This window comes from Pseudomonas hormoni (assembly GCF_018502625.1).
Classification (GTDB): Bacteria; Pseudomonadota; Gammaproteobacteria; order Pseudomonadales; family Pseudomonadaceae; genus Aquipseudomonas; species Aquipseudomonas hormoni.
The window spans coordinates 2405004-2418323 of sequence record NZ_CP075566.1; the positions used below are offsets into that span (position 1 = coordinate 2405004).

The following is a 13320-nucleotide window of genomic DNA, read 5'->3' on the forward strand; positions in this document are numbered from 1 at the left end:
TGAATCTCAAACGGATCCGGAGTCTTTCACTGAGCCACGCCGCGTGTTTAGCCAGCCATACGTCCAGCGCACCGCAAGCATCAGCAGTGCCGCGCAGCAATACAGGCCCAGCAGCGGATCAACCAGGTAATCCCAATAGTTTTGCGAAGGTTTTATCCCGGCGATGAAAGCCAGGGTCGCACTGGCCAGCATTACGACGGCCAGGTAACTGCGCAGGTAAAACAGACCTGCCGTGAGCAGTGCGACGAAGATCAGCATCGGGCGCGGGCTGAAGCCAAACCGGTAAGGGTCCAGATAGCTCAATCCCAGCGTCGCCGGATAGAGCACTAGCGCCATCGCGGCAAAGATGATCAACACGCCGGTTGCACCTTGCTGCGCAAACGGCAGTAAATTCAGTCGGCGTAAACAGCCCCACGCCATGAACACCAAGGTCGTGACCGCAAGGTCATCAATGTGGCTGCGTAAGTACGCAGCCAACGACAAGCCATCCAGCGGTATGAAGCTGGCTGCCAGCAATGCGACCAACAGCGCGATCCGCGCGGCCCTCTTTAAACCAAACGAAGGCAGCAACAGGAAGATGATAATGGTGAAGCTGATATGGGCTTGCCACAGATTGATCATTTGGCACGCTCCGACAACCATGCATCGTTGAAGGTGACGTGCTTGATGAAGGTGTTGTTCCAGGAATAAACCAGGTGATACATACCGTCGGGACTTCGGATGAAGTACGGGTATTCATATTCGAAACTGCAGGCCTGGTCTTTGCAGACTCGGCTGTCTAGGTTGTTCAGGAACTGAGCCTCCAGCGGTTGGCGAAGTGCACCACTGGATCCGCGAAACTCTCTGCCGATGATTTCCTTGTACGCCTCGGGTGAAAACGTATCGCCCTCTGGGTCAGGTGATTTGTCGAGATCCCGCAGCGAGCGCCAATCATCCATTTTTGCGTCGGTACCATAAAGACTCAGTTTGAAGCGCCCGTCCTGCAAGTCATTGAGCGCCACCAGCAACCCGTGTTCGGGTGTTGCGATGGCCGCCAACGAAGAATTCGGATTCGAGGGGTCGAGCGGATAAGGCTCGCTCCAGGTTTGCCCGGCGTCTTCAGTGCGGGTCGCCAGCACACGGTGGTGGGTGTTGCCGGCATAGCGCAACAAGGCGATACCGCGCTGGCCATCCAGTGGAACGACCGTGGGTTGCAATGAGTTATTGCCGTGGCTGATGCGGAATTTGTCGATCACATCACCGTCTGCGCTCAGGTACAGGTACTCGGCAAACTTGCCCAGAAATTCGTGATAGACCGGTAAGCCGATGGATCCGTCGGCATGGAACACCGGGGCCGAACGTACCAGGGTGCTGATATTCAGAAAGGGTGAGGTGATCAATTGGCGTGGCTCGGACCACTGGCGACCATAGTCGTCAGAGACCATCACGTTGACCGCACTACCGGCCCAGCCCCCCATGGAGACGGACACGTAGAACAACCAGAGGCGGTTGTCCGGTGCGAGCGCAATGACCGGGTTACCCAATTTGCGTATGTATTTTCCAGTGCCCTGTTGGGTCGAATCCCGCGTCGCCAATACCTGTTCCGCGCCCCATTCGCCGGTTGCCGCGTCGAAGCGGGCAGAGCGCACCTGCACGTCGGCCGCACCCTCGCGAGTGCCGGCGAACCAGACCGCCATCAGGCTGCCGTCCGGCAAGGCGGTTACCGCCGAGGAATGCACGAAATCCACCAGCCCGGATGAGGCAAACCGACTGGTATAAATGGGTTGAGCGACTTGATCTGCCACAGCCCTCACCGGATTCATCTGGGCAAAGGAAGCATGCTCGGGAGCGGGATGGGTGAACCAAGCGGTCGCAAAAAGGCAAGAGAGGGCAACATAAGCCCCGAAGGCAGGGAGGGTGGGTAGGTGGATGCGCATCATTGAGGCTGTGCATCTCATGGCCAGGTCAGGCAGCTCAACCTATCACTTGTAGCTATAGGCTCGGTGTTTAGCGAGCTGCTGCTTTGTAAGCAAATGTTTGTAGCCTGTCATTCGAATCGGTACGCAGTAAAAACAGTCAATCTATCAATAGTTTGCAAGCCTCATTAGGCGTCAGACCGTTAATCGAAAATCTGGTTACCACGGTGGATGACTCGACTCACCCCCTCGGTACACTTGGAGGCCATCGGTAAGGCCAGTACCGGTTGGCGATAGTATTTGAAGTGCCAATTTTGCGGAAATACGACTAATTGATTGTTCACTACGACGAACAATCAATTCAAGTTATTGCCGTAGTCAGGGCGATAACTGCTGCCTACTGTGGAGGTGAAATTTAATTTCATTCACCGCAGCGAGACTGTCATGACCCATGTTATCGACAACAAAGAAATTGCCCAGTACATCCACGGCGCCCACGTCGTCGGCAGCGGTGTACGCACTCAACCCGTTTACAATCCGGCCACCGGCGCCGTCAGTAACCATGTGCGCCTGGGCACCTCGCAGGACGTAGACGCCGCAGTGGCCTCCGCCCAGGCTGCCTTTCCTGCCTGGTCGAACACGCCGCCCATCCGCCGTGCCCGGGTATTGTTCAAGTTTCTGGAACTGTTGAACCAGAACAAAGACGCACTGGCGCATCTGATCACTGCCGAACATGGCAAGGTCTTCACCGATGCTCAGGGCGAAGTGGCCCGTGGTATCGACATCGTTGAATTCTCTTGTGGCATTCCGCAATTGCTCAAGGGCGACTTCTCCGATCAGGTGTCCACCAACATGGACAACTGGACGCTACGCCAACCCTTGGGTGTCGTCGCCGGCATCACGCCGTTTAACTTTCCGGTGATGGTACCGATGTGGATGTTCCCGGTGGCGATCGCGGCGGGCAACACCTTCATTCTCAAGCCAAGCCCGACCGATCCTAGCGCCAGTCTGTTCATGGCTGATTTGCTGAAGCAGGCTGGTTTGCCTGACGGCGTGTTCAACGTGGTTCAAGGCGACAAAGAGGCCGTGGATGCGTTGCTGGTCCACCCGGATGTGAAAGCGGTGTCCTTCGTCGGCTCCACGCCAATCGCCAATTACATCTACGAAACCGGTGCTCGCCACGGCAAGCGCGTGCAAGCCCTGGGCGGTGCGAAGAACCATATGGTGGTCATGCCTGACGCTGATGTCGATCAGGTCGTTGATGCACTGATCGGCGCGGGTTATGGCTCGGCAGGCGAACGCTGCATGGCGATCTCGGTTGCAGTGCTGGTCGGCGACGTGGCTGACAAAGTCATGCCAAAACTGCTGGAGCGTACCAAGGCCCTGAAGGTCCTCAACGGCAGCAACCTGGCGGCTGAAATGGGTCCGATCGTCACCCCGGCTGCCCATGCCCGTATTACCGGATATATCGAGCAAGGCATCAACGAAGGCGCGCAATTGCTCGTCGATGGCCGAAATTTCAATAGCGCGGACGCTGGCGAAGGCTGCGAGGAAGGCTTTTGGATGGGCGGCACCCTGTTCGACCATGTCACCCCGGATATGCGCATCTATAAAGAAGAAATCTTCGGCCCGGTGCTTGCGTGCATGCGCGTGCCTGATTTCGCTACTGCGGTGCAGTTGGTCAACGACCACGAGTTCGGTAACGGCGTGGCCTGCTTCACCCGCGACGGCAACGTGGCACGTGAGTTCAGCCGTCGCATCCAGGTCGGCATGGTCGGCATCAACGTGCCGATCCCGGTGCCCATGGCCTGGCATGGCTTTGGCGGCTGGAAAAAGAGCCTGTTTGGGGACATGCATGCTTATGGAGAGGAGGGCGTACGCTTTTACACCAAGCAAAAATCCATCATGCAGCGCTGGCCGGAAAGCATCGGCAAAGGTGCCGAGTTTGCGATGCCGACCGCGAAATAAAGCCGCTGTTTCAACAGGAGGGATGCGAGCGTGAGAAATCAGTTGATTTATAAAGACGATCTGTCTATTAATCGACGCATGACGAACATTACTGCTATCCCTCGCAAGCGCGGTCGCCCGGCGAAAGCCGCAGGCGACTTCCGGGAGACACGCGAAACCCTTTGCCGTGCCGGGGTTGCCGCCTTGACCGAGAAGGGGTTTTCGGCCACTGGCATTGACGAAATACTCAAGTCAGTCGGCGTGCCCAAAGGCTCCTTCTATCATTTCTTCGCGAGCAAGGAAGCGTACGGCAGTGAGCTGATCACGCTGTACGCCCGTTATTTCGTGCGCAAGCTTGATCGGTATCTGCTCGACGAGAGCCTGACACCGCTCAAGCGCATCGAAGCCTTTTGCCAAGAAGCAGAGCACGGCATGCAGCGATTCGATTTCCGCCGGGGTTGCCTCGTCGGTAACTTGGGACAGGAAATGGGAGCGTTGCCGGAAGCCTTTCGCGCACAACTGACCGATGTCCTTCTGGACTGGCAGGCCCGGTTCGAGCGCTGCCTGGACGAAGCCAAGGCAGCGGGCGAAATCTCCACGAATGCGGATAGCGCGCGTTTGGCGGCGTTTTTCTGGATTGGCTGGGAAGGTGCTGTTCTGCGCGCCAAGCTTGAGCGCAACGGCGAGCCGTTGCGGGTTTTTGCAGATATTTTTTTGATGAGCCTGAGGTCTTAGGCTCTTTTTTTTCACCCTTTATATACGATCGGTCTAATTAATATGAAAGACTTTGAATCGTTCGTTAGAAGTGAGGCGTCCCAATGAGTGAGCCAACTTTCGACTACATCGTCATCGGCGCCGGCACGGCCGGCTGCTTGCTGGCCAACCGGCTCAGTGCCGATCCAAACCATCGGGTGTTGCTCCTCGAGGCCGGCGGCCCGGACAACTATCCGTGGATTCACATCCCCGTGGGTTATCTGTATTGCATCGATAACCCGCGTACCGACTGGCGTTTCCGAACGGCGCCATCGGCCGGCCTCAATGGCCGCGAATTGCTCTATCCACGCGGCAAGACACTGGGCGGAAGCTCAAGCATCAACGGCATGATCTACATGCGCGGCCAGGCTCAGGACTACGATCACTGGGCAAGCGTCACTGGCGATGAAGAGTGGAATTGGGAAACCTGCCTGAAGGACTTCCGTGCTCACGAGGACCACTATCGCCTCGATGCAGCGATGACCGAGGGCGAAAACAGCCAGGCCGCACGCTTCAGAACCTTGCACAGCAACGGCGGCGAGTGGCGCGTTGAAAAACAGCGCCTGCGCTGGGACATTCTTGATGCCTTTGCCAAGGCAGCAGAGCAGGCAGGTATTGCTGCGACCGATGACTTCAATGGCGGGGACAACCGCGGTGTCGGTTACTTTGACGTCAATCAGCGCAGCGGCTGGCGCTGGAATGCCTCCAAAGCGTTTCTTCGACCGATCCTCAAGCAACGCACGAACCTCACTGTCTGGACCGGCGCGCAAGTCTCTCGTCTGCGATTTGAACCGCGTGAAGACGGGCAACAAACCTGTTGCGGCGTCGATCTGATTCACGAAGGCGGGCAACGTAAAGTCCGGGCCAACCGCGAAGTGATTCTTAGCGCCGGCGCCATCGGAAGCCCACAGTTGCTGCAGCTTTCAGGTATCGGCGATGCCGCCTTGCTGAATGATCACCAGATTCCGGTGGTCCGGCATTTGCCGGGCGTGGGTGCAAACCTGCAGGACCATTTGCAGATCCGTTCGGTGTACAAGGTGCAAGGTGCGCCTACCTTGAACACCAAGGCGACGTCTCTGCTGGGCAAGGCCGCTATCGCCCTTGAGTACGCACTCAAACGCAGTGGACCGATGAGCATGGCGCCTTCGCAACTGGGCATTTTCACCAGCAGTGATGAGTCCTATGCCCAACCCAATCTCCAGTACCACGTACAACCGTTGAGTCTGGAAGCGTTTGGCCAGCCGCTACACACATTCCCCGCCATCACCGCCAGCGTCTGCAACATCCACCCGACCAGTCGCGGCACGGTGTCGATTCGCAGCGCGGATTTCCGCGACGCGCCAATCATTGCACCTGAGTACTTGAGCACCGACGAAGACCGTCGCGTGGCCGCTGATTCGCTGCGTGTGACACGTCGCATCGCGTCACAGCCGGCGATGGCGGGCTTTAGCCCCGAGGAATACAAACCGGGCATCCAGTACCAGACCGACGAGCAACTGGCACGCCTGGCGGGCGACATTGGCTCGACGATTTTCCATCCCGTTGGCACGGCGAAAATGGGCAAGGCCTCCGATCCGATGGCCGTCGTGGACAGCCATCTGCGAGTGCACGGCATCCAGGGCCTGCGGGTCGTCGATGCGAGCATCATGCCGACCATCACCGGCGGCAACACCAACAGCCCGACGCTGATGATCGCGGAGAAAGCCGCACGCTGGATCATCGCCGGTCACTAATCCATCTAAAGAGGAAATAACATTATGGATTTCTCGCAAGGCCTGCCTGCCAAGAAGGGGCCTTTGGACGGCATCACCGTCCTTGATTTCTCACGCGTTCTGTCAGGTCCGTATTGCACGATGGTGCTCGCTGACCTCGGCGCCCGCGTAATCAAGGTCGAACGACTCGCCACTGGCGACGACACGCGCGCCTTTGGCCCCTTTGTAGAGGATGACTCCGCGTATTTCACCTGTTTCAACCGAGGCAAGGAAAGCATTGCGCTGGACCTCAAAAGTCCTCGGGACCGGCAGCTGGTCGACCGCATGCTTGCCGAGGCCGACGTCTTGGTAGAAAACTTCCGGCCGGGGGTAATGGACCGTCTGGGCTACGGCGCCGAGCGGCTTGCGCAGTCTCATCCGCACCTGGTTTATGCCTCCATTTCGGGTTTTGGCCAGACCGGCCCGATGAGTGACCTGCCGGGCTACGACATGGTGGTACAGGCCATGGGCGGCATCATGAGCCTGACCGGTTGGCCCGATGCACCGCCGGCTCGCGTCGGCACCAGTTTTGGCGATCTCAGTGCCGGGCTGTTTGCAGTGATCGGCATCCTGTCATCACTGTACAAGCGAACCCGGGACGCGCAGGGCTCTCGGGTTGATATCGCGATGCTGGACTGCCAGGCGGCACTCATGGAAACCGCGTTGGCGACTTACGACGTGGAAGGGAAGGTGCCAACACGCACGGGCGACGCCCATCCCTCGCTTTCGCCGTTTGAAGCTTATGACGCGCAAGACGGGCGCTTCATCATCGCGGCAGGTAACGACCAGTTGTTCATGTTCATGGCCGACGCACTTGGCAGCCCGCAAATGGCGCTGGAGCCGCAGTTTCTCAGCAACGCCCAGCGTTGCCGCAATCGCCCGGCGTTGATCGAGGCGATACAGGCGATCACGCGGACCGCCCCCATCGCACACTGGATTGACCGGCTCAACGAAGCAGGGGTGCCGTGCTCACCGATCAACACCATCGACAAGCTGTTCGAGCATCCGCAACTGGCCGCACGCAACATGATCATCCAGGTGCAGGGCGAGGGCGGTCGTGCTTTCCGCACCGCCGGCAATCCCATCAAGCTCAACGCCTATGCCGACATCGACGTCACCACGCCGGTGCGCGCGCCGGGTCTGGATGAGCACCGTGAACGCATCCTCTCGCAGCTGATGTCACCCACCGGAGACTACGCGCCAGCCACGGGTGCCTTCGACGAATCGCTGCTGAAAGAAGCTATCTAGCACATCGACTCACTTTTCATACCTGCCCATTTCCCCAGGAGAATTCTCCATGACAGCCGCAACCGTTCCAGCCACCCAAGACAAAAAATCGGCAACCACCAACATCAAGCTCAGCAACGAGACAGAGACCCGGAGCGCATCGACACCTCGCTACGAATCGATCCTGGTCGAACGACGCGAACGCGTCGGGCTGATCACGCTGCACAGACCCAAGAGCCTCAATGCACTGAGCGTGGCCATGTCCCGCGAAGTGGTCGCAGCGCTGCACAGCTTCGATGTCGATGACAATATCGGCGCGATCGTTATCGCCGGCAGCCCAAGGGCATTCGCCGCAGGTGCGGACATTGAAGAAATGGCTGAGAAGACCTTCGTCGAACTGCAGCAACACGACGTCTTCGCGGCATGGTCGCAATTGCACACAGTCAGCAAACCAATCATCGCAGCCGTTAGCGGCTATGCACTGGGGGGCGGTTGCGAACTGGCGATGATGTGTGACTTTATTATCGCTTCAGAAGACGCACAGTTCGGCCAACCGGAAATCAAGTTGGGTATCCTGCCCGGGATCGGCGGCTCGCAGCGCCTTACCCGATCGGTCGGCAAGGCGCTGGCGATGGACATGATCCTCACCGGTCGCACCATCAACGCCATCGAAGCCAAGGCAGCCGGGCTGGTTGCCCGAGTCGTCCCTTCGGCTGATCTGTTGCAAACCGCGCTGGAGGCCGCTCACACCATCGCCGGCTACAACGCCCCCGCCGTGCGAATGGCCAAAGAAGCGGTCAATCGCGCGCAGGAAGTGAGCCTGACCGAAGGCATGCTGCACGAGCGCAGATTGTTCCAGGCTGCATTCGCGACCGACGGCCAGAAGGAAGGCATGCAGGCGTTTCTCGCCAAGCGAGCTCCGGTTTTCCGGCATCGCTGAATGAGGGGGGCAGGGGAGCCATTGAGTCTGTTCCCCTGCAACGCCTGTGTGCGGATCAGAGCTCGCCCGTCAGAAACTGTGCCCGTCCATTGCCGAAACTCCAGTCGGCATCGTCGTTGATCACAATGGAAACGATCACGTCGCTTGGCTGGATATTGCAATGGGTGTGTAGCTCGTGAGTGAGCAGCTCGTAGAATTTGATCTTCGAGGCTTCACTGCGCGGTCTGCTGGTGACGCTGACAATGATCACGTCTTTCGTTCTCGGGATATCCAGCCCGGTATCTTCGACGATCATACGGCTGGGGCGGTGTTCATTGACGATCTGATAACGATCACGTTCGGGCACTTCAAAAGCGACGACCATCGCACGATGCGCAGCATCCAGTAATGCGTTGAGCTGCGCATCATCACGACCTTCTACGACATCGAATTTCATCAGGGGCATGTGGGTAATCTCGAGTATGGAGGGGATGCCTGCGTCGCAGGTCTTGATGTCCACACTAAGCGGTTGCTTTGTTCATGACGAGGCGCAAAAATCGAATTAATTGTTTCTACAGGAGAACAATCAAATCATGCTGAAAGTGGAAGTCGAAAGACTCTGGACCCATCTTCACTGGTTGGCGATCCTTGCAGAGCAGGGCACGTATACCGCGGCGGCGATCCGATTAGGGGTGAGCAAGTCAGCGGTGAGCCAGCGAATTGCCGAACTGGAAAAAGCCACGGGGCTGAGCCTGGTGTTGCGCACGACGCGCAGTGTGCGGTTGACCGATGCGGGAAACGCTTTGGTACGTGACGTGCGCAGCGCATATGAGCACATTGCCCGCAGTTTTTCCGATGTTCGAGACTCGGCAGGTGTGGCACGGGGACTCATACGGCTGACGGCTCCGGTCGCGTTTGCGCGCCAGCAATTGATTCCGGAACTGGCCGGGTTCTTCAAAAAATATCCCGAAGTCAAAGTGCAGCTTGACGTTTCCGATCATATTTCCTCCATCGCCTCGGAGGGGTTTGATCTGGCGGTTCGGCATAGCAATCAGATCCCGGATACCCATGTCGCCTGGAAGTTGTGCGCGACTCGGTCGGTGCTTGTTGCAACCCGCAGCTATCTGGAGAGATTCGGCGAACCTCAACGTCCGGAAGATCTCGTCGAACACAACTGCCTGTTCTACCCACGAGGCAACGATACGCCTGCCTGGGCTTTTGAAGGCATCGACCTCGCGCACGGAGAGGAGAAACGGTTGACTGTTCCTATCGGCGGCACCTTTGCAACCAACAATAGCGAAGCGTTGCGTGATGCGGCCTTGACTGATCTGGGTATAGCGCTTTTGCCCGACTTCAGCGCCCAAGCAGGGCTCAAAAATGGAGGACTGGTGCAGGTGCTGCCAACGTGGAGAGTCGTAGGAGCCTTCCCGGAGGACATTTATCTGGTGCGTCCTTATTCCGCCCATGTGCCCAGAGCTGTTAGCGTTTTTGTCGACTACTTGCGCGGGCGGTTTACGACCGGTTTTATCTGAGAGCCTTTGATTCAGGATTTAACTTACGGGCGACGACCGATGTCATAAGCGGCTATAACCCCGGATTTTGAGACCCGTTAGCCAAAAACCAAGTTAGAGTGTTCATCAATGTCTGCTCATCAGGTCCCTCCACTCGATTCGCGTAGTCGCGCCAAGCGGTTCCAGCGAACGAACCGGGCAAAAAAAACCGTATCTCAATCGTTATGTGAAGAATGAATCGTCCGCTGTTTGTTTCTCTAGATGGGCCCAAGGGAGCCGGCAAAACCACACTGTTGGAAGCCGTGACGAAAGTACTGAGGGCAGACAACAAAAAGGTGATCCGTCTTTGCGAGAAAAAAAGCGATCCCTATAGAGGGGAAACAATGACCCTCGTTAACAAGCTCGTCAGAAATCCCACCCGGGATCTGGAGTTGAGGGTTTGTGAGCGCTTTGCCGATAGCCGTACCTGGATTTCCCGGCACGTGCTGACTAAACAGCCACCAGACAGCATCATCCTGATCGATCGCTGGTACCCGTCTGATGCCGCATTTCGCCGGTTAGTCCCGTTTGCAGAAATACTACAGTTGAACATTGATCGAAACGTGCAAGTGCCAGACCTGCATGTCGGGGTTGTCACCGCCCCTGAAATTTCGTGGGCAAGGGCTGCAGCACGAGGGCGTGGGCTGGGCAGTACTGTGATCCATAAGCTGGAAGAACATGTCGCTTGTACCAAGGCGTTCGAGCAAACAATTGCAGATCACGGCTGGGTTTTATGCCGTAACGAAGGAACGATCGAAGACGCAACGATGCAGGTTGTTTCCGAGATCTATAGAGTCCTTCGGTGCCCGTAGGCGAAGCTCGCTGCGCCGGCCTTGATCAGACGCTCTTCATATTGATGCGCCATAGCCCTCAATCAGTAACTTGATGGGTGGTCACCTATTATCAAGCCGCGAATAGCGTTGATGGCTCGTTCGCGGGCACTTTTCAGCAATTGTGGAGAAAGGCCTGGTGGCTGGATAAGCCCTTCTGACAAGGGCATCACGCCCAGTGCGATATGCGCCTGCTCGAATTGTCGTTCCCGCCTTATCAATCCGCCCGACACGAGTTTGAAATAGAGTCTGCTGAAGCCCTCCTGCTGCTTGGGCGTGCCACGTACCCCTGTTGTCCGGTCAATTACCCCCAGTCGTTGTTCCAGTGCGTGGCGAAGCCGGGCTTTGCCCCTGCGTTGGATGGGCAACGGAAATACCGCAACCGGACGCCCGGTCATGCAGGCCTCAGTCAGCATTGAAAGGCTGTCGCCGGTGACGATAAATCCATCCGCCAGCGCGAGAAATGCGGGATAAGGATTATCTTGCGTCTCACCGAATCGATACGACCAGCATGGGATGTCAATGGCAGACAGCAACGTATCGGTGGTCGTTGCAGATGAGCGAGGACTGGTCGATAACAGGATCGAGCCACCCATGGCTTTGACCGCAGCATTGGCTTCACGGCCGAGTCGAACCTCTGCATCCGCGTCCATACAATAGGGTGAGGCGCTTGCTCCCACGAGGACGGCGATCCAGGGACGAGGCAGTGAAGTGAAGCGCTGTCGCCATAACTCCAGTTGCGCCTGATCCAGCGTGCGCGGGTTCATATACGGGGCAGGGAGGTCCACTACATTGTCTGCCAGGGCAAGCCCATATTGCGGAGTCGACAAGACCAGGTCGAAGCGCCACAACGGGACCTGGGCACGTCCCACATGGGCCAGTCGTGTCGTGCCCCTGGAGCGATGCTTGATCCATTGGGCAACCTGGGCGCAACGCCGTCCCGAACTCAAGACCAGGTCTGGCCAGGGCGCGCTCAGGCCCGGTACTGGCTGTCTGGGCAACCTGGTGCCCAGCAGGGCGTCGAGCAGATAAGGACGGGGAGGTGTGGTTATACGTTTGCATTCGTAGGGCCAGCCCAACGCGTCGGCCATCGCAATCAGCTGTGCGTTGTCGCCCGCATGTTTGCTCAGCAACACCCAGACCTTGGGGCTATCAGCCGTCTTGACACGCAACGCATAGTCAGCGACGAAGCGCTGCGTGCGACCCTTTTCATCCTCGCAATCGAGCTGCCAGCAACGATCCGGATAGCGCCGTGCGATGCGCCGCAGGAGTCGGCGCCAACCGCTTACAGAGCTGATCATCGAACCATCGCCACTGAGCCTTGCCTGAATGTAAAGCAATCGGGTGGCCAGACTGAACAGGCGATCCATGACCCAGGGCAGATCTTCCGGAGCCAACTTTTCAAGACCATGGGCCGCGATGAAATCCTGAGGGGGTAAATCGACCTGGCGAAGCTGGTCAATATCGATCTGCCTGACCGCCGGGCCGAGTGTCTTCGCTTGTTGCCAGGGTCCGATCAGCCCGAGCTTCGCGCACTGCAGCTTACGACTGAGCAGCTTGACATCTTCCGGGATAAGCGCCGGGTGCGTAGTGACTTCCCGACTGGAGTGAACGAATCGAGGACTGGGCTGCGCTGCCGTGTAGAGCTCATACCCGCTGGCATCTGCCGCCTCCTCAAGGCTGAGAAAAATTTCGGCGTAGGGATGGATCTGATAGCTGTATTGGGCGGGCAGCGGTCTCCAGGGCTGCAGATGCAGCGTTGTGTAATGCAACAATCGGGATTCGCCGTGTTTGTATTCCAGATCCCGGGCGTGCCAGATGGCATCCAGTATCCCGAAGCAGCCCGGTATTTCGGCTGCAAGCGCGTGCAATTTTTTTTTGCTGGTCGTGGTGGCTGCTTTCATATTCCAGCAGCGTTGCATCCGCTCGCAGTCGATGAGCATGACAGCCGTTTCTCTGGGAGAGAGCGCCAGGTAGCCGTGCTCGCCCATCGGTTGGTCGAACAGAGGGGCCGGGTCGGCGGTATAGAGTTGATCGACGTCGTTATATAGAGCGCGACCGTGGCGCCCCGCCAGGTCCGGGATAGCGAAGCGATAATTGGTGAAGCCGGTACGCCAGCCCGCCTGGGCGAAACCGGGCAGGCCCGTCATCCGGTAAATCTCATAGCGGCGGTCCGGGTTTCGCACCTGCTCCAGCGCATAGACAAACATGCGCTCGGCGCGGTGTTGCGCAGGTTCGGTACCCAGAAATATGCGCACGGCGGGTGCCTGCGGTGCCCCGGCTCGGGCTACCAAAACTATCGGCTCGATGCGGGGTATCGCGATTTGTTCCCCTATGTCCCCTGAGGCGACGGGGTCGCAGGTATCGATGCTTGAGGATGACTGTGCTGAACCCTCCAAGCGCATGAGCGTTTCCTCGGCGAATTAATCCCCAAAGCATAGAGCGAAA

Annotated in this window: 11 protein-coding genes; 7 read left to right on the forward strand and 4 right to left on the reverse strand. The window is 57.9% G+C overall.

Going from position 1 to position 13320, the window contains the following annotated elements; all coding sequences use genetic code 11:
• Positions 1 to 6: 6 nt before the first annotated feature.
• Complete coding sequence (locus tag KJF94_RS11170) at positions 7 to 621, reverse strand: hypothetical protein (RefSeq protein ID WP_214383367.1); 615 nt, start codon at positions 619 to 621, stop codon at positions 7 to 9.
• On the reverse strand, positions 618 to 1916 hold the full coding sequence (locus KJF94_RS11175; RefSeq protein WP_214384837.1) for a sialidase family protein: 1299 nt from the start codon (positions 1914 to 1916) through the stop codon (positions 618 to 620). The genes KJF94_RS11170 and KJF94_RS11175 overlap by 4 nt, the downstream gene beginning before the upstream one ends.
• 423 nt (positions 1917 to 2339) lie before the next feature.
• Here KJF94_RS11175 and KJF94_RS11180 point away from each other — a divergent pair, with 423 nt between their 5' ends.
• From KJF94_RS11180 to KJF94_RS11200, 5 genes are all read left to right on the forward strand, one after another.
• Positions 2340 to 3863, forward strand: coding sequence for a CoA-acylating methylmalonate-semialdehyde dehydrogenase (locus tag KJF94_RS11180; protein WP_214383369.1), 1524 nt, complete (start codon positions 2340 to 2342; stop codon positions 3861 to 3863).
• Positions 3864 to 3941: 78 nt separating this feature from the next.
• A complete protein-coding gene (gene acuR, locus KJF94_RS11185) occupies positions 3942 to 4577 on the forward strand; it encodes an acrylate utilization transcriptional regulator AcuR (RefSeq protein WP_214384838.1) in 636 nt (211 codons plus the stop codon).
• A gap of 83 nt (positions 4578 to 4660) precedes the next feature.
• On the forward strand, positions 4661 to 6328 hold the full coding sequence (locus tag KJF94_RS11190) for a GMC family oxidoreductase (RefSeq protein WP_214383371.1): 1668 nt from the start codon (positions 4661 to 4663) through the stop codon (positions 6326 to 6328).
• A 24-nt stretch (positions 6329 to 6352) separates the two neighbouring features.
• Entirely contained in the window at positions 6353 to 7594 is a 1242-nt protein-coding gene (locus tag KJF94_RS11195; protein ID WP_214383373.1) for a CaiB/BaiF CoA transferase family protein, read from the forward strand.
• 49 nt (positions 7595 to 7643) lie between these two features.
• Complete coding sequence (locus KJF94_RS11200; protein ID WP_214383375.1) at positions 7644 to 8513, forward strand: enoyl-CoA hydratase; 870 nt, start codon at positions 7644 to 7646, stop codon at positions 8511 to 8513.
• A gap of 55 nt (positions 8514 to 8568) precedes the next feature.
• Here KJF94_RS11200 and KJF94_RS11205 read toward each other — a convergent pair whose 3' ends face one another.
• The gene (locus KJF94_RS11205) at positions 8569 to 8958 is read right to left on the reverse strand and encodes a tautomerase family protein (protein ID WP_214383377.1); all 390 of its coding nucleotides are present in this window, start codon (positions 8956 to 8958) and stop codon (positions 8569 to 8571) included.
• Between the two features lie 127 nt (positions 8959 to 9085).
• Between KJF94_RS11205 and KJF94_RS11210 the strand changes: the two genes are divergently transcribed.
• Positions 9086 to 10024 (forward strand): LysR family transcriptional regulator, encoded by a 939-nt coding sequence (locus KJF94_RS11210; RefSeq protein ID WP_214383379.1) that lies wholly within the window; start codon positions 9086 to 9088, stop codon positions 10022 to 10024.
• A gap of 212 nt (positions 10025 to 10236) precedes the next feature.
• A complete protein-coding gene (locus KJF94_RS11215) occupies positions 10237 to 10854 on the forward strand; it encodes a dTMP kinase (protein ID WP_214383381.1) in 618 nt (205 codons plus the stop codon).
• Positions 10855 to 10916: 62 nt separating this feature from the next.
• Here KJF94_RS11215 and KJF94_RS11220 read toward each other — a convergent pair whose 3' ends face one another.
• Positions 10917 to 13130, reverse strand: coding sequence for an ELM1/GtrOC1 family putative glycosyltransferase (locus tag KJF94_RS11220; protein WP_250548264.1), 2214 nt, complete (start codon positions 13128 to 13130; stop codon positions 10917 to 10919).
• Between the last annotated feature and the right edge of the window lie 190 nt (positions 13131 to 13320).

What these genes read in the sequence shown, in the direction of transcription:
- KJF94_RS11170 (WP_214383367.1), bottom strand. Translation starts at nt 621, where the DNA reads ATGATCAATCTGTGGCAAGCCCATATCAGCTTCACCATTATCATCTTC.
- KJF94_RS11175 (WP_214384837.1), bottom strand. Translation starts at nt 1,916, where the DNA reads ATGCGCATCCACCTACCCACCCTCCCTGCCTTCGGGGCTTATGTTGCC.
- KJF94_RS11180 (WP_214383369.1), top strand. Translation starts at nt 2,340, where the DNA reads ATGACCCATGTTATCGACAACAAAGAAATTGCCCAGTACATCCACGGC.
- acuR (WP_214384838.1), top strand. Translation starts at nt 3,942, where the DNA reads ATGACGAACATTACTGCTATCCCTCGCAAGCGCGGTCGCCCGGCGAAA.
- KJF94_RS11190 (WP_214383371.1), top strand. Translation starts at nt 4,661, where the DNA reads ATGAGTGAGCCAACTTTCGACTACATCGTCATCGGCGCCGGCACGGCC.
- KJF94_RS11195 (WP_214383373.1), top strand. Translation starts at nt 6,353, where the DNA reads ATGGATTTCTCGCAAGGCCTGCCTGCCAAGAAGGGGCCTTTGGACGGC.
- KJF94_RS11200 (WP_214383375.1), top strand. Translation starts at nt 7,644, where the DNA reads ATGACAGCCGCAACCGTTCCAGCCACCCAAGACAAAAAATCGGCAACC.
- KJF94_RS11205 (WP_214383377.1), bottom strand. Translation starts at nt 8,958, where the DNA reads ATGCCCCTGATGAAATTCGATGTCGTAGAAGGTCGTGATGATGCGCAG.
- KJF94_RS11210 (WP_214383379.1), top strand. Translation starts at nt 9,086, where the DNA reads ATGCTGAAAGTGGAAGTCGAAAGACTCTGGACCCATCTTCACTGGTTG.
- KJF94_RS11215 (WP_214383381.1), top strand. Translation starts at nt 10,237, where the DNA reads ATGAATCGTCCGCTGTTTGTTTCTCTAGATGGGCCCAAGGGAGCCGGC.